Raw genomic sequence first — 18,856 nt, forward strand, 5'->3', positions numbered from 1 at the left:
ACCACGTCAGCCGACCGATCCGATACCCGAGTTGATCTTCTCGAACATGGTCGACAGCCAGCCCTTGATCTGCCCCTGGAAGAGCACGATGAGCGCGACTGCAAGGACGATGAGGAGCACCGTGGCGACGATGTTCACCTCGCCCCGCTCGTCACGGACAGCACGCAGCGCACGTGCTGCCACCGAACGCAGTCCAATCTCGGCACGGATGAGTGCGGTGGTCATTCGGTTCCTCCTGTGTGGTGAGCTGCCCCTGAGGCGCTGCTGATCATCGACGAGCACGTCACTTGTCGAGGTTGGTAAAGACTGGCTGAGCGACGAACGTCCAGCTCTTGACCGAGTCATAGGTCGACATCGGCATGAGCTCACGCGCGTAGCCGCTGGAGCCACCACCTGCGATGGCGAACCAGGTCGTGGTCTCTCCGGGCACCTTGAGCGCCGGCTGCATGTTGCGCGAGACGGTGATGACGTTCCCCTGACCGTCGAGCCCGAGCAGCCAGAAGTCGTCGTCCCGCGCAGAGCTCAGACGCTCTGGCATCCCCTCGGAGACCGCGGTCGTCGTGGCGACGACCGGCACCGTGGCGGCGGAACCGACACCCTCGCGCTCGCCGACCTCGAACGTCAGGTCGTAGTAGTCGCCGAAGTAGCGAGCGCTCTTCGCCTTCGTCACCGAGGGCGCGAGCGCCGCGGGCGCGTCGACCGACTCTGTGTCGGGGAGCCCGAGCGCGACGTCGAGGTCGAACATCTGGCCCGAGAAGGACTGTCCGGGCATCAACGGGACGGAGAAGCCGTCCGTCGCCTTGCCGCCTGCACCGTCGACCGCGAGGTCGACCGTGATCGCGAAGACGCACCTGACGTCCATCGTGTTGGTGAACGTGAACGGGAGATAGTGGCGCCACTTGCGGTCGAGGTAGGACGACCACTCGTCGGACGCTGCACCCATCTCACCGAAGGTGAGCGTGTAGTCGCTCTCTGCGCGGTCTCCCGGCTCGCACCACTCCGCGGTGTCCCCACCCGTGGTGGGGGCAGCCGTCGAGCTGCCACCGCTGGGCGCCGACGTCGGCGTGGGGTCGCCACCGTCCGAGCAGGCGCCGAGCAGGGCCGCCACCGCGAGCACCGCGGCTGCGGTCTTCCATCGATTCACGTTCACGTCCTGTGTCCTTCGTGTCGGCTGCGGCGAGACTAGCTGCGCAGCAAGGGCCCCGCAAAAGATAGCGGGGTGAAGTGTCCGCGACGAGCGGAACCGCATCCGGGGATCATTTCTACCGGTCGACAGCGGTGCGGCAGCACCCTATTCTCCACGTGACCCCTCGCCGACGAACCTGAGGAACGATGCGCATCCAGCTCGCGGTGCTCGACACCGACACCACGTACCTCACCCGGTTGCAGGAGCACCTCGCCGCGAGCTATCCCGGGCGTATCGAGGTCCTCGCGTTCACGTCCCTCGAAGGGGCGCTCGCATCGATCACGTCGACACGCACCCACGTGCTCGTCGCGGCCGAGTCGTTCGACGTCGACCCCGACCAGCTTCCGCCGCGCATGGTGCTCGCACGGCTCGTCGACTCCCCGGAGGTGGCGTCTGTCCGGGGAGTCCCCGCCATCCCGCGGTACGCGCCCGTCGACTCCTTCTACCGCTCGGTCGTCGCACTGTTCGACGACGCCGCCGAGGCGGTGCAGATGCGCCCGTCGCGGGCCGGGGACGCGGGCCACCTCGTCGTCGTCACCTCCCCCGTCGGCGGCGTCGGGACGACCTCGACGGCGATCGCCGTCGCACGCTCGCTCTCGATGCAGGCAGACGGGCCGCGCACCCTCTACCTGTCGCTGGACCCGTGCGAGGACGTCTCTGCCCGCTTCGGTCTCACGAGCGCGCCCCACGGGACGTTCTCCGACGTCGTCTACGCGGTCAAGCGCCGGCGCGGCAACCTCCAGCTCCAGCTCGAGCAGCACGCGTACCGCGACGCCTTCGGCACGCTGTTCTTCGCGAGCTCTCCTCTCGCGAGCGACGTCCTCGAGCTCGCGGACGACGACATCGCACTCCTGACGGAGCACCTCAGCGGCGGCGGCTTCGACGCCGCGGTGCTCGACGTCCCGTTCGACCTCGGCCCGCGAACCCTCAAGCTGCTCGACGCCGCCAGCCAGGTCGTCCTCGTCTCGGACGGCACGCCGTCGGCGAACGCGAAGATCACGCGGGCGCTCGGGGCGCTCGAGCTGCTCTCCGGCCAGCACGACCTCTCGCTCCTGCCCCGCACCGGCCTGCTCTACAACCGGTGGGGCGCGGGCTCGGCACGGCTCGAGAACCTGCCGATCTCTGAGATCGGTGGCATCGCCCGGTTCGACGGCGGCGGCGAGGAGCAGGTCATCAACGCCATCTACGCGTCAGGCAGCCTCGACCGCGTCGTCCAGGCAGTCGCACGATGACGCCGGAGCGGCTCGGGGAGATCGCCGAACGTCTGCGGACGCACATCCTGTCGAACGCGGAGCTCACGCGCCTCGACGACGACGCTCTCGAGGACCACATCCGTGGCGCTCTCGAGGAGCAGGTCTCGGGCGAGTACGTGTCCGTCACCGACCGCGTGCGGGTCGTCCAGCAGGTCTACGGCTCGATCCGTGGCCTCGGCCTGCTCGACTCGCTCCTGTCTGACGAGTCGGTCACCGAGGTGATGGTGAACGGCCCCGACAGCATCTTCGTCGAACGCAACGGCCAGGTGCAGGAGGTTCCAGGGAGCTTTGAGAGCTCGCGCCGCCTCGAGGACATCATCCAGCGCATCGTCGGGCAGGCGGGGCGTGAGGTGAACCAGGCCAACCCCATCGTCGACACGCGGCTGCCGGACGGTTCGCGCGTCAACGTCGTGCTCCCGCCCGTCGCGCTCGACGGGCCTACCGTGACGATCCGTAAGTTCTCACGAGACCCCATGACGATGCGGCGCCTGATCGGGTACGGCTCGGTCACGCCCGAGGTCGCTGACTTCCTCGCGACGCTCGTACGCAGCCGGTACAACATCTTCATCTCGGGCGGGACAGGGTCGGGCAAGACGACCTTCCTCAACGCCCTGACGAACTTCGTCGGGCAGGACGAGCGGCTCATCACGATCGAGGACTCGGCCGAGCTCCAGATCGACGGCGTCGACAACCTCGTGCGTCTCGAGACCCGCAACGCGAACGTCGCCGGGGTCGGTGAGATCTCGATGCGCCAGCTGATCCGTTCGTCGCTCCGCATGCGCCCCGAACGGATCGTCGTCGGTGAGGTGCGCGGCGCGGAGGCTCTCGACATGCTCCAGGCGATGAACACCGGCCACGACGGTTCCCTGTCGACCGGGCACGCCAACTCCACCCGGGACATGCTCAGCCGGCTCGAGACGATGGTTCTCCAGGCCTCGTCGACCCTTCCCCTCGAGGCGATCCGTCACCAGATCGCGTCTGCGCTCGACATCGTGATCCACTTGTCACGACTGCGTGACCACACCCGCCGGACCATGGAGATCGCCGAGGTCGTGGGCTACGAGCACGGGCAGATCGTCCTCAACCCCCTCTACGAGTTCCAGGAGGACCCGTCCTCGACGTTCACCCACGTCGCCGGAGCGCTCGTGCGCACCGACAACCCGATGCTCAACGTCGACAAGCTACGCCTGGCCGGGTACCAGGACGAGTTCTGATGCCGCAGGAAGGACGCCCCGCCATGGCAGAGAAGCGCCCGAAGAAGACGAAGGCTGAACCCCAGTGGCTCCGCTCCCCGATCAACACGAAGGTCTACAACTACCGCGTCTACCACCTCACGCTCGGTGAGCTGGCGCTCTACAGCCTCCTGGCGTTCAGCGTCGCAGGCGCAGTCGGCTACCTCTTCTTCGGCGGCCTGGGCAAGGATGCTGAAGGTGCACGGACGACCGTCACGAACGTGATCGACACGATCGTCGTGCTGGCCAGCGGCGGGTTCGCCACGAAGTACTTCCTCAAGGTGCGCGCCGACCAGATCCGTGACGCGCGCCGCAAGACGCTCGAGCGTCAGTTCCGCGACCTCCTCGAGAGCGTCTCGACGTCCCTCTCGGCCGGGTCGACAGTCATCCGCGCCTTCGACGACGCGCGCAAAGACCTGGCGAACCAGTACGCCGACGACGCTCCGATCGTGCAGGAGCTCAACGTGATCGTCGCGGGGTTCCACAACAACATCCGGATCGAGGAGATGATCCGTGACCTCGGCGAGCGGTCCGGCAGCACGGACATCAAGTCGTTCGCCAACGTGTTCGAGATCGCCTATCTCCGCGGCGCCGACATGAAGGAGGCGGTGCGCAACGCGCACCTCATCATCTCCGAGAAGATGGCGATGAACGAGGAGATCGAGACGAGCTTCGTGGCCTCGAAGAACGAGTCGCTCATCATGGTGGCGCTGCCCGTCGTCCTGGTCGCGGTCCTCAAGTCCAGCGGCGGCTCGTTCGCCACCGCGCTCGCGACCCCTGCGGGGGTGCTCTGCACCCTCGTCGCGGTCGGGATGTTCATCGGCGCCTATGCGCTCTCCCGCAAGATCATGACGATCGAGATCTGACCATGACAACTTCGCAGATCGCACTCATGTCCCTCGGGACTGTCCTCCTCGCCGGCTGGATCGTCCTCTTCGCAGTCGGTCGCAAGCATGCTCCGCTGTTCGAGGGGATCAGCGAGAAGGAGTTCCCGCTCCACGAGCTCTACCCCGTCGGCTACACGTTCCTCGAGATCACGCGGTACTCGTTCCGGTCCCGTGCCGACCTGCAGCTGCGCCAGCTCATGGACGTGCTCTTCACGCGCCAGTACGCGGAGTTCTACATGAGGACTGTGCGTGCCCAGCAGGTGACGGTCGGGCTGACCTGCCTCGTCGCCTCGTTCGGCATCTACGGCATCACACGCTCCGCAGGCTTCCTCGTCATCCTGATCATCCTCTCGGGGCTCGCCGCGTACTACTACGGCGACCAGGTCCGCAACCGCGTGCGCCTGCGCGGCGAGGCCATGTACCGGGACTTCTGCGACATGGTGTCCTCCCTGGCGCTGCTCACCAACGCGGGCATGATCCTGAGGGACGCATGGACCCAGACCAGCCTCGCGGGTGACGGAGTCCTCTACGAGGAGATGCGGCTCGCTGTGAGCGCGATGCAGAACGGCACGCCTGACGCCGAGGCCATCCAGCAGTTCGGCACCAGGTCCATGCTCCCCGAGATCAAGCGGTTCACCTCGACTCTCGTCCAGTCGATCCAGCGCGGCGGCAGCGACCTCCCGACCATCCTCACCGGTCAGTCGACAGAGAGCTGGCACGTGAAGAAGCAGGCCGTTCAGCGGGAGGGAAACAAGGCCGGGAGCAAGCTCCTCTTCCCGATGATCCTGATGTTCGGCGGGATCCTCATCATGGTCGTGGTCCCGATGTTCCTGTCCCTCGGGGTGTGAGCACCACGTGCCCGACGTCCGTCGTCCGGCCCCGTCGACGGGCTCAAGCCGATCGCGGCCGTCGCAGCGTGGTCCTCACCATCGGGCTCGCCGCACGAGACGATCCGGCTAGCTCAGCACCCGAGCGAGCTGATCAGGGAAGGCCGGAGACACGACGAGGCCCGCACCACCGAAGTGGTGCGGGCCTCGTCAGCGATCAGCCCCGAGGGGCAGGGATCACTTGAGCTCGACGGTCGCGCCAGCGCCCTCGAGGGCAGCCTTCGCGGCCTCAGCCTTGTCCTTCGCGACACCCTCGAGAACCGGCTTCGGGGCACCGTCAACGAGGTCCTTGGCCTCCTTCAGGCCGAGGCTCGTGAGGGCGCGCACCTCCTTGATGACCTGGATCTTCTTGTCACCGGCGGCGGCGAGGATGACGTCGAACTCGTCCTTCTCCTCCTCAGCCTCGACAGCGCCCCCCGCGGCGGGGGCCGCAACGGCGACGGCGGCGGGAGCCGCAGCGGTGACCTCGAAGGTCTCCTCGAAAGCCTTCACGAACTCGGAGAGCTCGATGAGGGAGAGCTCCTTGAAAGCCTCGATGAGCTCGGCGGTGGTGAGCTTCGCCATGATCGGCGTTCCTTCCTGTTGTCCTGCGTGAAGCAGAGAAAATGGTGTGAATGCTGGTTGCGCGAACGGTTCCGTGAGGAAACGTCAGGCAGCAGCCGAAGCCTGCTTCTCGCGCAGGGCGTCGATGGTGCGCACGGCCTGCGAGGCAGGAGCCGTGAACAGGTAGGCCGCCTGGAACAGCTTCGCCTTGAAGGCGCCCGCTGCCTTGGCCAGAAGAACCTCGCGGGACTCGAGGTCCGCGAGCTTCGTGATGTCCTCAGCGGTCAGCGCGCGTCCGTCGAGGACACCCGCCTTGATGACCAGCTGGGGGTTCGCCTTGGCGAAGTCACGCAGACCCTTGGCAGCCTCGACCGGGTCACCGGTCACGAAGGCGACAGCCGAGGGCCCGGCGAGCACGGCGTCGTCGATCTCGACGCCGGCCTCCTTGGCCGCGATAGCGGTCAGCGTGTTCTTCACCACGGCGTAGGTTGCGTTGCCGCTGAGCGACCGACGCAGCTGCTTGAGCTGCGCGACGGTGAGCCCGCGGTACTCGGTCAGCACAACAGCGCTGGACTCACGGAAGTTCTCCGTGAGCTCTGCAACTGCCGCTGCCTTGTCCGGCCTCGCCATGGCAATCCTTCCGATGGTGGTACCGCCGGCACCGGCCCCGGGAAAGAGAAAAAGAGCCCCGCGCAGTCGCGAGGCTCTCGGCGGGCTGACGCCCGGACAGTTCGCACCTGCGCCGGCCCCCGTTCTCACGGAGCTTCGGTCACTCGCACCTGGGCACGACTGACGACCTGCGGTCTTTGGTAACCGGATGAGACTAACCGAACCCGGGCCTGTTCGCCAAATCCGCGCCACGACCTCCGGCAGCGCTCACGCGACGTCCGACGTCAGGCAGACGAACGGCGACGCCTCCCCCGCGTCCGCCGTCACCACCGCGAGTGCCCGCGCCGGGTCGAACCCGGCGCGCACGAGCTCGTGGAGACGCGGCATGACGGCGCCCGCATGCTCGTCGGAGACAGGCTCGACAGCCGCGACGACGTGCCGCACCCCGAGCCTCAGGAGCACCGCGGCGAGCCCGAGCGACTGGCCGCCCGGCACCCCCGTCGCGCCGCCGACCTCGCACGCGGACAGCACCACGAGCCCCGCAGAGAGCGGCTCCCCGTCGAGCTCGTACGCGAACAGCGGGCCGTCCGCGAGCAGCACCGAGGAGAAGAGAGGGTTGTCCGCGACGTGCTTGCCGTGGACCGCGAGGTGCACGACGTCGTCGGACCGCAAGGCATGCGCGGTCGCGGCGCACGTCGCCGTGTCCCCGGTCAACGCAGCCGCACCCGGGTACCCCGCGACGACCGCGGCGACCTCCCGCGCCGCGAGCGGGACAGCCGGCCCCGCGACCGCCGTCGTGCGTGACGCCGAGCCGGGGACGCCTCCCGGTCGCGCGCCCAGGAAGATCCCCGGACCGCACGGCGTCGGACGCCCGCGGCGCGACGGGAGCACACCCCACGGGAGCGTCACGAGCCACGCAGGGCCGACCACCCGCAACGTGCCCACGTCCCCGAGCGGCGCGAGCAGCCCGGCGTCGAGGAGGGCGGCCTCGCGCGCGAGCGAAGCACGCGCGACGTCGCGCAGCGGCCCCGGCACGAGCGCGTTGGAGACCATGCGCAGGTCCGAGCGCAGACGCCGGGCCGACTCCTCCCAACGGGTCGCGTCACCCAGGTCGACGAGGCGCTCCACGCCCGCCGAGAGGACGGCGGCGAGCAACCGTCCGCGCACGACGACGAACTGCGCGAGAGTGACCTCCGGCGCGTCCCTCAGCCGCCCGCGCACCTCGGCTGCCGTGAAGGGTCGTGGAGCGCGACCACCGCCCGCCTCCTGCCAGGAGAGCTCCCGCACCTGGTGACGCAAGGCGTTCGCCCGCTCGCGCAGCTCGGCGAGCCGGCCGACCGCCGCGGTCGGCTCCACCGCACGCAGCTGCTCGCTCACCCGCCGCAGCTCGGCGGACAGCGCCGCGAGCGGCCCCGACGCGTCGCGCGGCCGCACCCGCGCAGGCCCCGCGAACACCGAACGCCCACGGTCCACCGCCTCGAGGACCTCCCCCGCATCTCCCGTCCGGCACGCAGCTGCGAGGTCGACCTCCGCGAGCCGGCGACCGTGGATCGCGCTCGCCGTGACCGCCTCGACCGAACCGAACTGGGCCCGGAACTCCCCGAGCACCTCCTGCGCCCTGCGCACGGCCGCCTGCCCCGCCGCGCGGTCACCCCCGTCGAACTTGAGGAGCGCCTCCACGACGGCGCCGTGCACCCTCGACTCCACGGGACCGTCATGTCGTGCGGCCGCAGCCCCCTCGAGGAGCGTCGCGGCAGCCGCACCGTCCCCCGCGACCGCGCGAGCCTCGGCGGCGACCAGCCGCACACGCGTCCCGACATCAGCGGTGACGCGCCCCGACTCGTCGCGCTCGGACGCGTCGAGCAGCGCCTCCGCCTCCGTCGCGAGCTCGACGAGCTGGTCGCGCGGCGGCTCCTCGGCGCCGGTCAGAGCACCCAGGCGCGCCTGCAGCTCCGTCAGGTGCGCACGCGCCGACCACACCACGTTGCCACGGTCGCCGAAGCGACGACGGGCCGACGCCGCGAGCTCGGCCGCGTCGGTGGCACGGCCGCTGAGCAGAGCACACCGTGCACGCAGCACCTCGACCTCAGCGAGGTCCTGCTCGAGGCCGCGCTCCTCGAACAGCGCGCCCGCGCGGGCGAGCCGCTCGTCAGCCTCGCCGACGAGGCCCGCCTCGAACAGCACCTGCGCGCGGTCGAGCAGCGCGATCGGCAGAGCGGACAGGTCGAGCCCGACGTCGGGCAGGTGCGTCTGTGCGGCGCGCTCCATCGCGGCGAGCGCCTGCGGCAGGTCGCCCGCGAGGAACTCCGCGTAACCGAGGTTGTGGCTCGACTTGAACAAGAGCATCGCGTCGCCCATCGCCTCGGCTCGCGCGACGCACGCGCCGAGATCGGCGCGTGCCGCCGCGAGGTCACCACGGTCGAGGTGCAGGCATCCGCGGTTGAGCAGGAGGATGCACGCGTCGCGCGGCTCCGAGTCGTCGATGAGCTCGATCGCGGCGTCGAAGTGCGCCAGGGCCGCGTCGGGGTTGCCCGTGCGCAGCGCGTGCAGCGCACGCTGCCCGTGGACGGCGACGACGACGGACGCGGCGTCGATCCCACGCGCGAGGCCGAGCGCGTCGGCGAGCCGGTTGTCGCACGCGTCACCGTCGCCGTCGACCTCGAACTGCGGCATCGCGAGAGCGAGGAGGAGGCGCGCGCGCACGAGCTCCGTGTCGCCGGAGACGGGGGCCGCGTCCAGGTCGTCGAGCGCGCGTGCGAGGACCTCGGCGGCATCCCGCGGCACCCCTCGGTCGGCGAGCGCGAGGCCGTCGCGGAGCGCGGCCCAGGCGCGGTCCGTGGGGGACGCAGGAGCAGCGAGGTCGTCGGCTCCGTCTGCGCGATCGCGCACCAGTGCACCCCTTGACGTCTGTGCGCGCCGGGTGCTCCCTGCCCCGTCGTCGCCCGGTCAGTGTAGCGACGGCGGGCGACGACGGGCAGGGTTCTTCCTAGTCAGCGGCAGGATGCAGGCCCACGGCGGACCCGACCGCGGTCCAGGAGCGACCCCGCTGGTCCTTCGCCCTGGCGCCTACCTCGCCCGCATCCCCGGTCACGTCGCCAGGACGCTCGCCGAGCAGGTGCGCGGCGATCTGGCCGGCGAGGACCGGTCCGGCGAAGGACGTGCCGCTCCACACCGCGAAGCCCCCCTGGAAGGCGTCGGGGTCGATCGTCGATCGCGGGTTCGGGTCGTAGAAGCCGGGCGCCTCCCGCGTGGCCTGCCACGTCCCGTCGAGCGTGACCGGGGCAGTGCTCACGAGCCCCGCGCCGGGGCGCAGCGTCGTCACCCACGGGCCGTCGTTGCTGAAGAACGCGGTGGTCCCGTCGGGATTGAGCGCGCCGACGGTCGCCATAGGCGCGAACGCTCGCGGGACCTCCCGAGGGTCGACGACCTCGACTCCGCCGGAGCGGTGGTCGACGAGCGGCGCGAACGCGGCCGGGAAGGTCGGGCGCGTGACGCCGTCGTTGCCCGACGACGCGACGACCGCGACTCCCCAGCGGCGCAGAGCCCGAAGTGCGCGGGCGAACGGCTCGTCGAACGCGGCGTCCTCGGGACGCTCGTGGTAGTAGCCGAACGACAGCGCGACGACGTCTACCGGGGCGTACCCCTCGAAGCCGGCGAGGCCGAGGATGTGGAAGCGCAGCAGGTTGCGCAGCGACCGCAAGAGGTCAGACTCCGCGACGACGCCAGCACCCCCGTAGACGCGGCACGAGAGGATCGCCGCGTCCGGCGCCGTCTGGCGAACGAGGCCCGCGATGAACGTGCCGTGGCCCGCGACCGGGTCGAGCGGCCCGGTGAGCGGAGCGAGCGACATGCCCCCGATCTCGGAGTCCTCGACCTGGGCTGCCGGCGGCGTGAAGCAGCCGATCGGCGCGCCGAGCACCTGCGGGTCACGCACGACGACGTCGTCCCTGAGCCACGGGTGCTCGCCGACGCCCGTGTCGAGGATCGCGACGACCGGGCGGCGTGTGCCGTCGGCCGCGCGGTACGGCGAGTCTCCGTCTGCGAGACGGCGCTGCGGGTCGACACCTGCCCACATGACCGGCTGGCGGCCTCCGGACCCGATGGCCGCGTACTCCGCGAGACCCGACGCGGGGTGGGACTGCGTGAACGGGTGCGACTGCGTGAACGGATGGGACTGAGTGAACGGATGGGACTGAGTGAACGGATGGGACTGAGTGAACGGGTGCGACTGGGTGAAGGGGTGCGACTGGGTGAAGGGGTGGGACTGGGTGAAGGGGTGCGACTGGGTGAACGGCACCGCGCTCACCACGTGCTCGAGCCCGTACACCGGTACCGACGACCAGCTCTCCGGGTCGCGCGACGGCCCGTCGCCGACCTCACCCGCCTCGAGCTGCACCTTCTGCAGGATGTCCCACGCCTCCGGCGGAGACTGGACCCGTCCCGGCTCAGGAACGAGCGTCACCGCGTAGGTCTCGTCGCCCAGGTCGACAGCCGCGAGCAGCTCGCGGGCTCGAGGATCGTCGTTCTCGCCTCCGACCACGTCCGGGACGTCGGGCACGACCGCGTACCCCTCCTCAGCGGCGACCTTTCGCAGCAGGTCGAGGCCAGGCAGCGCCGGCTCGCCGTCACCCGGCGTGGAGCCCACGGGACGCGGGCCCGAGACGATGATCCGGTCGTTCACGTACCAGGTGGGCTGGAACCGCACGGCACCGAGCGTCTGGTCGGCGCCCGACGGGTCGAGGAACCTCGTCCGCCACTGCAGCGGGTCGTTGTCACCGTAGGGCAAGGACTGGTCTCGCGGCGGGACGGCCACGTGGCCTCCTTCAGATCTCGATGGTCGGAGTCGTCAGGGTCGCAGAGCCGGACCCGACGTCGTGCAGGACAAACCCGACGAGGCCCCGGTCGACGCGAGGAAACGCGAAGCGACCGCCCTCGTCAGCCACGACCGTGCGTGGCTCGCTCCCAGCCCGCCGGAGCTCCACCTCGAGCTCACGTGGCGGGGAGACCCATCCGTCGACGCGCACCGCGCCGTCGTCGGAGGTCAGCGTGATCATCATGCTCAACGCGCTCGCGGTGAAGGTCACCGTGCGGGCAGCGACCGTGCTGCCGCCCTCGCTGCGCATCGCACCCTCGTATGACGCCAGCTCTTGCAGGCTCATCACCTCGGCGTCGAGCGCCGCGAGAGTCATCGCGAAGAGCGACCGCTCGACGAGATCACGCGGCACGGGGTCGCTCGCCTCGAGCGCGCCGCGCAGGCGACGCATGACCTGTGCGTCCACCTCGTCGAGCAGGCCGCCTGCAAGCTCGTCCACATGTGCTTCTGTCACGACCGAACGCCCCCATCCGACTCGAGCCTGACCCTGAGCTTGGCCAGGCAACGGCCCCTGGTGGGACCGATACTCCCGACCGGCATCCCGAGCGCCACCGATACCGACGCGTAGTCGGGCCGGTCCACGAACGCCACAAGACGCAACAGCCGTTGACACCTCTCGTCCAGAGATCCGACGGCGTCCCAGAGAGCCCGGTCCCGCTCGGCGCGGATGACCGTCTCGCTCGGGTCGACGGATACGCCGGGGATCGGCGCGCCCCCGGCACGCGCCGATCCCTCGGCGTGGACGTCACCATCGAGCTCTGCGAGCCTCCTGCTCCCCCGAACAGTCCGCCACGCCGCACGCCTCGCGGACACCAACAGCCACTGCAGCACGGCCTGAGGATCTCGGATGGTCGTGGCCTTGCGGACCAGCTGCACCCAGACCCCCTGGACCACGTCCTGAGCCTCCTCGGCATCCACGCCCTGTCCCCTGACGATGTGCCAGAGCAACGGGGTGACGTCCCGGACGAGCGTCTCGAGAGAGCCGGCATCGCCGTCGAGGTAGGCCGTCAGCGCGGCGGACGCGCGTCCAGCCAGATCGTCGTCACGGGCCCCCACCCGTGCTCGATCGTCCGCAACGGCGTCCATCCCAGCTCCTTCGGTACGTTCGCCTGAACACCGACAGGAGCTCAGGGTGGTTCGGCCTGATACATCGACATCGTGACGTTCTAGGGAGAGTCGACGTGGCCTCTGTCACAACCTAGCGGTGCGGAGAATACCGCTCTACCCCCGCTCACGCACGAAGGCCGGCCCCCGAACGGGGACCGGCCTTCGTGGCGGTGCGAGGACTGCGAGGCTCAGGCCTCGTCGGTGTCCTCAAGGAGCTTCGTCGTGCGCGACTGGTCGAGCGGGATGCTCGGGCCGTTCGTCGTCGTCAGCGAGGCCTTCGTGATGTAGCGGCCCTTCGAGGAGGACGGCTTCAGACGGAGGATCTCCTCGATCGCCGCAGCGTAGTTCTCCACCAGCTGCGTCTCCGAGAAGGACGCCTTGCCGATGATGAAGTGCAGGTTCGCGTGCTTGTCGACGCGGAACTCGATCTTTCCGCCCTTGATGTCCTCGACGGCCTTGGCGACATCCATGGTCACCGTGCCCGTCTTCGGGTTCGGCATCAGACCACGCGGGCCGAGCACCTTACCGAGGCGACCGACCTTGCCCATGAGGTCCGGCGTCGCGACAGCGGCGTCGAAGTCGGTGTAGCCAGCGGCCACCTTCTCGATGAGCTCGTCGCCGCCGACCTCGTCAGCGCCGGCCGCACGGGCCTGCTCTGCCTTCTCACCGTTCGCAAAGACCAGGACCCGAGCGGTCTTTCCGGTGCCGTGAGGAAGGTTGACGGTGCCACGGACCATCTGGTCCGCCTTGCGGGGGTCGACACCGAGGCGGAAGGCCACCTCGACGGTCGAGTCGAACTTCGTCGACACGGTGTCCTTCGCGAGGCGCACGGCCTCGAGAGGAGCGTAGAGCCGGTCGCGGTCGATCTTCTCTGCGGCGTTGCGGTACGCCTTGCTGCGCGTTGCCATCTGCTTCTCCTGTTTCAGCAGTCGTGGTGCGGGTCCGCGCGGACCCTTCCACTGGGGATTCTGGGGTGCCACGGCCTCTCGGCTGCGGCGGTGACGCTAGGGCGTTCTCAGCCCTCGACGGTGATGCCCATGGAGCGGGCGGTGCCGGCGATGATCTTCGACGCGGCGTCGAGGTCGTTCGCGTTGAGGTCCTCGAGCTTCGTCTGAGCGATCTCGCGGACCTGGGCGGCCGACAGCTTCGCCACCTTGGTGGTGTGCGGGGTCGCGGAGCCCTTGTCGACGCCAGCGGCCTTCTTGATGAGCTCGGCTGCCGGCGGGGTCTTCGTGATGAACGTGAAGGAACGGTCTTCGTAGACCGTGATCTCCACGGGGATCACGTTGCCGCGCTGCGACTCGGTGGCCGCGTTGTAGGCCTTGCAGAACTCCATGATGTTCACGCCGTGCTGACCCAGCGCGGGGCCGATCGGCGGCGCAGGGTTGGCAGCACCAGCCTGGATCTGGAGCTTGATCAGGCCTGCGACCTTCTTCTTGGGAGGCATTCTCGGGTCCTTCTTGTGATGACTGCAGGTTCGGCGCCGTCCGTGCGACGGCACCGGTGGGTTCGACTCAGATCTTGGCGACCTGGTTGAACGAGAGCTCGACCGGGGTCTCCCGGCCGAAGATCGAGACCAGCACCTTGAGCTTCTGACCCTCGGCGTTGATCTCGGAAATCGTGGCGGGCAGCGTCTCGAACGGACCGTCGGTGACGGTCACGGACTCGCCCACGGTGAAGTCGACCTCGATCGCACCGGCGGCCGGCTTCGAGGACTTGGCGGCCTCGGGCTTCGGCGCGAGCGACGGAGCGAGCATCGAGAAGACCTCGTCAAAGGTCAGCGGGACGGGCTGGTGGGTGTGGCCCACGAACCCGGTCACACCGGGCGTGTGGCGAACCGCGCCCCACGACTCGTCGGTGAGGTCCATGCGCACGAGGACGTACCCGGGGATACGGACGCGACGGACGACCTTCTTCTGCGCGTTCTTGATCTCCGTCACCTCCTCCATGGGCACCTCGACCTGGAAGATGTAGTCCTCCATGTTGAGGGACTGGGTGCGGTTCTCGAGGTTGACCTTTACGCGGTTCTCGTAGCCCGCGTAGGAGTGGATGACGTACCAGTCACCGGGCACACGACGCAGCTCGGCCTTGAACTCCTCGACCGGGTCGACCTCGGCGTCCTCGTCAGCCTCGGGCTGAGCGTCCTGGTCAGCAGCGACGTCCTCGCCCTCGGTGGCCGAGACGTCGGGGGCCTCGACAGCCGTACCGTTCTCGTCGGCCTCGGCTGCGGGCGCGACGAACTCCTCCGCCGGCTCCAGCGATTCCTGAGACACGTGGGGACCTGCTTTCTGCTGACTACTGACGAACGATGGAGACGTGAGCGCCGGGCGCTCACCTCGCGGGGCGCCGTGGTGTTCGGCTCGGTCAGGCGCCGAACAGCCAGAGCATGAACTTGCCGACGCCCATGTCGACGACGGTGATGAAAGCCATCACCACGACGAGGAAGACGAGGACGACGCCCGTGTACTGGAGCAGCTCGGAACGCGTCGGCGTCGTGACCTTCTTGAGCTCGGCGACGACCTGGCGGACGAACAGAGCGACGCGGGCGAAGAACGACTTCTTCTTCGCCGAGCCCTTGGCCGACTCAGCGCCGTTCACGCGCGCTGCATCAGCGCCCGTCGCCTCAGGGGCAGTTTCGCTCACGTTCACGTCCCTACGTCGCTGGCCTCGTCACTGCCTGCACCTACGGGGGATCGATCGACCCCTCCGAACCACTCGACCTGCCAGGCGACCCGTGTTCCGAGCACCTCGCGCAGGGTAGACAGGACTCGAACCTGCAACCTGCGGTTTTGGAGACCGCTGCGCTACCAATTGCGCCACTACCCTTCGGGGCTGCTCCCGCTCCGAGCGGTCTGCGGGCGCAGACCATCAGAGTGGATATCAACCACCGACAGGACACTGTACCCGCTGGGTCCCACGACACCCAAACCGGGCTGCCTCCGCACGCAGAGGTGTGCTCTGCGACACTGGGCTGATGCGAGACCTCGCGACCCTGCCGAAGGCGCACCTCCACCTGCACTTCACCGGGTCCATGCGGCCCAGCACCCTCGTCGACCTTGCACAGCAGCACGGCATGCGCCTCCCCGCCGCCCTCCTGAGCGGCACCCCGCTCCAGGTCACCGCGACAGAACGGGGCTGGTTCCGGTTCCAGCGCCTGTACGACGCCGCACGAGCATGCGTGCGCACCGAGGCCGACATGCGCCGGATCGTCCGCGAAGCCGCGGAGGACGACGCCGCGGAAGGCTCGGGCCGACTCGAGATCCAGGTGGACCCGACGTCGTACGCGCCGCACGTGGGCGGCATCACGCCCGCCCTCGAGATCGTCCTCGACGAAGCGCGCACCGCCTCCGCCGCGACAGGGACCGAGGTCGCCGTGATCGTCGCCGCCTCGCGGATGCGGCACCCGCTCGAGGCGCGGACCTTGGCGCGGCTCGCGGTGCGCTACGCCGGGACGGGCGCGGGCGACGTCGTCGGGTTCGGGCTCTCCAACGACGAGCGACGCGGCCGCACCGACGAGTTCGCGCACGCCTTCCGCATCGCCGCGCACGGCGACCTCGCAGCCGTGCCCCACGGCGGCGAGCTGCTGGGCCCCGACCACATCGAGGTCGTGCTCGCCGAGCTCGGGCCTCGCCGGCTCGGGCACGGCGTCCGCGCCGCCGAAGACCCGCGCCTGCTCGACACGATCGTCCGCCAGGGCGTCGCCCTCGAGGTGTGCCCGTCCTCGAACGTCTCGCTCGGCGTCTACGACAAGGCCGCGGAGGTGCCGCTCACGACCCTGCTCGACGCCGGCACGCAGGTCGCCCTCGGCGCCGACGACCCGCTGCTGTTCGGCAGCAGGCTGACCGCCCAGTACGAGCTCGCCCGGCACGAGCACGGCCTCCCCGACGAGGTGCTCGCCGACCTCGCCCGCGCGTCCGTGCGCGCGTCGCGCGCGAGCAGCGCGACCGTCGCCCGGCTCCTCGCCGGCATCGACGCCTGGCTCGCCGCTCCCCCGCCGTCGGGCGCGCCGCGGCCATGACCACCGGCGGCACCACGGGCACTGCGCGCGTCGGCTGGTGGGCGCGCCTGCGCACCGCGGTCGACCGCACGTCGGTACGCGCGCGCATCCTCCTCACCGTGCTCACCCTCAGCGCGGTCGGCATGCTGCTCGCCGCCTCGACCGCCCTCGCCCTGCAGACCCGCGCAGCGGACGACCGCATGGACAGCGACCTCCTCCTGCGCCTCGAGACGTTCACGACGCTCGCCGAGTCAGGCACCGACCCCGGCACCGGTCGCCCGTTCGGGTCGGCTCGCGACCTCGTCTACGCCTCGATGCGGCTCACCATCCCCGGCCCCAACGAGGGCATGGTCGGGCTCGTCGGCGACAAGGTCGCCCTGACCGCCCCTTCGTCCGTCGCACTGCGGCTCGAGGACGACCCCGAGCTCGTCGCCGCCCTCGCAGGCGCGACGACCGCGCCGTCCGCCTCGCTGCGCACGACCCGCACGTCCGAGCGCACCTACCGGTACGTCGTCGTCCCCGTGCACGTGACCCCGCCCGACGGCGTGCCCGCCGAGAGCGTCGACACGACGCACGGCGCGCTCGTGGTCGCGTACGACCGCGACGTCGAGCGCGCACGCTCGACCCAGGTGTTCTCGACGCTCGCGATCATGAGCGTCGTCGCGCTCGCCGCCGTCGGCGCTGTCGGGTGGTTCGTCGCCGGCCGCCTCCTCGCGCCGATCCGACGGCTCGACGAGACGGCGCGCCGGATCTCCGAGTCCGACCTGTCCCTGCGCATCCCTGTCACCGGCGCGGACGACCTCGCCCGCCTCACCGCGACCGTCAACGCGATGCTCGACCGGCTCCAGAACGTGTTCCGGTCGCAGCGCACGCTGCTCGACGACGTCGGGCACGAGCTGCGCACACCCCTGACGATCGTCCGCGGACACCTCGAGCTCATGGACGCCGACGACCCGCGCGACGTGATCGCAGCGCGCGACGTCGCGCTCTTCGAGCTCGCACGCATGAGCCGCCTCGTCGACGACCTCATGACCCTCGCCCGTGTCGACCGACCCGACTTCGTCCGCCCCGCGCCGACCGACGTCGGACGCCTCACTGACGACCTCCTCGACACGCTGCGCCCCCTCGCCGAACGCCGCTGGGTCGTCGACGCCCGGGCCGACGGCGTCGCCCAGCTCGACGCGCAGCGCATCGCGCAGGCAGTCGTCCAGCTCGCCGCCAACGCAGCGAGGCACTCCCCCGACGGCTCCACGATCGCGATCGGCTCCGAGACGGACGCCGACGGCACGTGCCGCATCTGGGTCCGCGACGAGGGCGAGGGCATCGAGCTCGACGAGCAGCCGAGGATCTTCGACCGGTTCCACCGCGGCACCTCCCTGGACGACTCCGAGGGCTCCGGCATCGGCCTGTCGATCGTCTCGGCGATCGCGGCCGCGCACGGCGGCACCGTGACGGTGCGCTCACGACCCGGGGAGGGCGCGACGTTCACCCTGACGTTCCCGGACCGCGCCAGACACCTGGAGGCGGACAACGGGCGCGGGCAGGCCCGCACGCGGGACAATGGGACGCAGGACGCCCAGCACACGGCGGAGGGGGAGGTCGATGGCATCGATCCTCATCATTGAGGACGAGGCGCGCATCGCGTCGTTCGTCGTCCGAGGGCTCACGGCAGCCGGCTTCAGCTGCACCGCTGTCGCGACCGCCGCCGAGGGCTTCGACCACGCCCAGTCCGGCCACTTCGACCTCGTCGTCCTCGACCTCGGCCTCCCGGACGAGGAAGGCTTCGCGCTGCTCGACCGCATCCGCGGCACGGGCAACACCGTCCCCGTCATCATCCTCACGGCACGCGGCTCGGCCGCGGACACCGTCGCAGGTCTCGAGGGCGGCGCCGACGACTACATGACCAAGCCGTTCGGGTTCGACGAGCTGCTCGCGCGCATCCGGCTGCGGCTGCGCACCGACGTCGGCACCGCGGAGCCCACCGTGCTGCGGCACGGGAGGCTCTCGCTCGACCTGCGCTCACGACGCGCGTCGCTCGACGACGTCACGGTCGACCTGTCGGCGCGCGAGTTCACCCTCCTCGAGACGTTCCTGCGCAACCCCGAGCAGGTGCTCAGCCGCGAGCAGCTCCTGTCCCGCGTGTGGGGCTACGACTTCGACCCCGGGTCGAACGTCGTCGACGTGTACGTGCGGTACCTGCGGCAAAAGCTCGGAGCGTCCGTCATCACGACCGTCCGAGGGATGGGCTACCGGCTCGGAGCCTGAGGGCGCCGACGTGGCCC

The 18,856-nt window shown here is 70.0% G+C and carries 19 protein-coding genes and 1 tRNA gene; 7 read left to right on the plus strand and 13 right to left on the minus strand.

Going from position 1 to position 18,856, the window contains the following annotated elements; translation table 11 throughout:
* Positions 1–6: 6 nt before the first annotated feature.
* Positions 7–225, minus strand: coding sequence for a Flp1 family type IVb pilin (locus HF995_RS03020; protein WP_168446301.1), 219 nt, complete (start codon positions 223–225; stop codon positions 7–9).
* Positions 226–283: 58 nt separating this feature from the next.
* On the minus strand, positions 284–1,150 hold the full coding sequence (locus HF995_RS03025) for a hypothetical protein (RefSeq protein WP_168446302.1): 867 nt from the start codon (positions 1,148–1,150) through the stop codon (positions 284–286).
* A 182-nt stretch (positions 1,151–1,332) separates the two neighbouring features.
* Between HF995_RS03025 and HF995_RS03030 the strand changes: the two genes are divergently transcribed.
* The 4 genes from HF995_RS03030 to HF995_RS03045 are packed head-to-tail and all read left to right on the plus strand — an operon-like array spanning position 1,333 to position 5,406.
* On the plus strand, positions 1,333–2,418 hold the full coding sequence (locus HF995_RS03030; RefSeq protein WP_168446303.1) for a P-loop NTPase family protein: 1,086 nt from the start codon (positions 1,333–1,335) through the stop codon (positions 2,416–2,418).
* Positions 2,415–3,653: a TadA family conjugal transfer-associated ATPase gene (locus HF995_RS03035; RefSeq protein ID WP_168446304.1), complete on the plus strand. Its 1,239-nt coding sequence runs from the start codon at positions 2,415–2,417 to the stop codon at positions 3,651–3,653. Before HF995_RS03030 ends, HF995_RS03035 begins: the two co-directional genes overlap by 4 nt.
* A gap of 23 nt (positions 3,654–3,676) precedes the next feature.
* A complete protein-coding gene (locus tag HF995_RS03040; protein ID WP_168446305.1) occupies positions 3,677–4,537 on the plus strand; it encodes a type II secretion system F family protein in 861 nt (286 codons plus the stop codon).
* Positions 4,538–4,539: 2 nt separating this feature from the next.
* Complete coding sequence (locus HF995_RS03045) at positions 4,540–5,406, plus strand: type II secretion system F family protein (RefSeq protein ID WP_168446306.1); 867 nt, start codon at positions 4,540–4,542, stop codon at positions 5,404–5,406.
* A gap of 216 nt (positions 5,407–5,622) precedes the next feature.
* Here HF995_RS03045 and rplL read toward each other — a convergent pair whose 3' ends face one another.
* The 11 genes from rplL to HF995_RS03100 form a co-directional block, all read right to left on the minus strand.
* Positions 5,623–6,009 (minus strand): 50S ribosomal protein L7/L12, encoded by a 387-nt coding sequence (gene rplL, locus HF995_RS03050; protein WP_168446307.1) that lies wholly within the window; start codon positions 6,007–6,009, stop codon positions 5,623–5,625.
* Positions 6,010–6,093: 84 nt separating this feature from the next.
* Complete coding sequence (rplJ, locus tag HF995_RS03055; RefSeq protein WP_168446308.1) at positions 6,094–6,618, minus strand: 50S ribosomal protein L10; 525 nt, start codon at positions 6,616–6,618, stop codon at positions 6,094–6,096.
* Between the two features lie 246 nt (positions 6,619–6,864).
* A complete protein-coding gene (locus HF995_RS14040) occupies positions 6,865–9,486 on the minus strand; it encodes a CHAT domain-containing protein (protein ID WP_168446309.1) in 2,622 nt (873 codons plus the stop codon).
* Positions 9,487–9,583: 97 nt separating this feature from the next.
* Positions 9,584–11,410: a S8 family peptidase gene (locus HF995_RS14045; RefSeq protein WP_168446310.1), complete on the minus strand. Its 1,827-nt coding sequence runs from the start codon at positions 11,408–11,410 to the stop codon at positions 9,584–9,586.
* Between the two features lie 10 nt (positions 11,411–11,420).
* Positions 11,421–11,909: a hypothetical protein gene (locus tag HF995_RS03070; RefSeq protein WP_168446311.1), complete on the minus strand. Its 489-nt coding sequence runs from the start codon at positions 11,907–11,909 to the stop codon at positions 11,421–11,423.
* An 11-nt stretch (positions 11,910–11,920) separates the two neighbouring features.
* Entirely contained in the window at positions 11,921–12,556 is a 636-nt protein-coding gene (locus HF995_RS03075; RefSeq protein WP_168446312.1) for an RNA polymerase sigma factor, read from the minus strand.
* A gap of 209 nt (positions 12,557–12,765) precedes the next feature.
* Positions 12,766–13,485, minus strand: a complete 720-nt coding sequence (rplA, locus tag HF995_RS03080; RefSeq protein ID WP_168446313.1) for a 50S ribosomal protein L1 — start codon at positions 13,483–13,485, stop codon at positions 12,766–12,768.
* Between the two features lie 107 nt (positions 13,486–13,592).
* Complete coding sequence (gene rplK / locus HF995_RS03085; RefSeq protein ID WP_168446314.1) at positions 13,593–14,024, minus strand: 50S ribosomal protein L11; 432 nt, start codon at positions 14,022–14,024, stop codon at positions 13,593–13,595.
* A 67-nt stretch (positions 14,025–14,091) separates the two neighbouring features.
* Complete coding sequence (gene nusG, locus HF995_RS03090; protein WP_168446315.1) at positions 14,092–14,850, minus strand: transcription termination/antitermination protein NusG; 759 nt, start codon at positions 14,848–14,850, stop codon at positions 14,092–14,094.
* Between the two features lie 91 nt (positions 14,851–14,941).
* A complete protein-coding gene (secE, locus tag HF995_RS03095; RefSeq protein WP_168446316.1) occupies positions 14,942–15,220 on the minus strand; it encodes a preprotein translocase subunit SecE in 279 nt (92 codons plus the stop codon).
* A gap of 110 nt (positions 15,221–15,330) precedes the next feature.
* Positions 15,331–15,403, minus strand: a tRNA-Trp gene (locus HF995_RS03100).
* A gap of 148 nt (positions 15,404–15,551) precedes the next feature.
* On the opposite strand from HF995_RS03100, the gene HF995_RS03105 reads away from it, so the two are divergent.
* From HF995_RS03105 to HF995_RS03115, 3 genes are read left to right on the plus strand one after another with little or no spacing between them, the layout of a single operon-like run.
* Positions 15,552–16,595: an adenosine deaminase gene (locus HF995_RS03105; RefSeq protein WP_168446317.1), complete on the plus strand. Its 1,044-nt coding sequence runs from the start codon at positions 15,552–15,554 to the stop codon at positions 16,593–16,595.
* Positions 16,592–18,199, plus strand: a complete 1,608-nt coding sequence (locus tag HF995_RS03110) for a sensor histidine kinase (protein WP_168446318.1) — start codon at positions 16,592–16,594, stop codon at positions 18,197–18,199. The genes HF995_RS03105 and HF995_RS03110 overlap by 4 nt, the downstream gene beginning before the upstream one ends.
* Positions 18,177–18,839, plus strand: coding sequence for a response regulator transcription factor (locus HF995_RS03115; RefSeq protein WP_168446319.1), 663 nt, complete (start codon positions 18,177–18,179; stop codon positions 18,837–18,839). The genes HF995_RS03110 and HF995_RS03115 overlap by 23 nt, the downstream gene beginning before the upstream one ends.
* Positions 18,840–18,856: the final 17 nt, after the last annotated feature.

This window comes from Sanguibacter hominis ATCC BAA-789 (assembly GCF_012396185.1).
Taxonomy (GTDB): domain Bacteria; phylum Actinomycetota; class Actinomycetes; order Actinomycetales; family Cellulomonadaceae; genus Flavimobilis; species Flavimobilis hominis.

What these genes read in the sequence shown, in the direction of transcription:
- HF995_RS03020 (WP_168446301.1), bottom strand. Translation starts at nt 225, where the DNA reads ATGACCACCGCACTCATCCGTGCCGAGATTGGACTGCGTTCGGTGGCA.
- HF995_RS03030 (WP_168446303.1), top strand. Translation starts at nt 1,333, where the DNA reads ATGCGCATCCAGCTCGCGGTGCTCGACACCGACACCACGTACCTCACC.
- HF995_RS03035 (WP_168446304.1), top strand. Translation starts at nt 2,415, where the DNA reads ATGACGCCGGAGCGGCTCGGGGAGATCGCCGAACGTCTGCGGACGCAC.
- HF995_RS03040 (WP_168446305.1), top strand. Translation starts at nt 3,677, where the DNA reads ATGGCAGAGAAGCGCCCGAAGAAGACGAAGGCTGAACCCCAGTGGCTC.
- HF995_RS03045 (WP_168446306.1), top strand. Translation starts at nt 4,540, where the DNA reads ATGACAACTTCGCAGATCGCACTCATGTCCCTCGGGACTGTCCTCCTC.
- rplL (WP_168446307.1), bottom strand. Translation starts at nt 6,009, where the DNA reads ATGGCGAAGCTCACCACCGCCGAGCTCATCGAGGCTTTCAAGGAGCTC.
- rplJ (WP_168446308.1), bottom strand. Translation starts at nt 6,618, where the DNA reads ATGGCGAGGCCGGACAAGGCAGCGGCAGTTGCAGAGCTCACGGAGAAC.
- HF995_RS03075 (WP_168446312.1), bottom strand. Translation starts at nt 12,556, where the DNA reads ATGGACGCCGTTGCGGACGATCGAGCACGGGTGGGGGCCCGTGACGAC.
- rplA (WP_168446313.1), bottom strand. Translation starts at nt 13,485, where the DNA reads ATGGCAACGCGCAGCAAGGCGTACCGCAACGCCGCAGAGAAGATCGAC.
- rplK (WP_168446314.1), bottom strand. Translation starts at nt 14,024, where the DNA reads ATGCCTCCCAAGAAGAAGGTCGCAGGCCTGATCAAGCTCCAGATCCAG.
- HF995_RS03105 (WP_168446317.1), top strand. Translation starts at nt 15,552, where the DNA reads ATGCGAGACCTCGCGACCCTGCCGAAGGCGCACCTCCACCTGCACTTC.
- HF995_RS03110 (WP_168446318.1), top strand. Translation starts at nt 16,592, where the DNA reads ATGACCACCGGCGGCACCACGGGCACTGCGCGCGTCGGCTGGTGGGCG.
- HF995_RS03115 (WP_168446319.1), top strand. Translation starts at nt 18,177, where the DNA reads ATGGCATCGATCCTCATCATTGAGGACGAGGCGCGCATCGCGTCGTTC.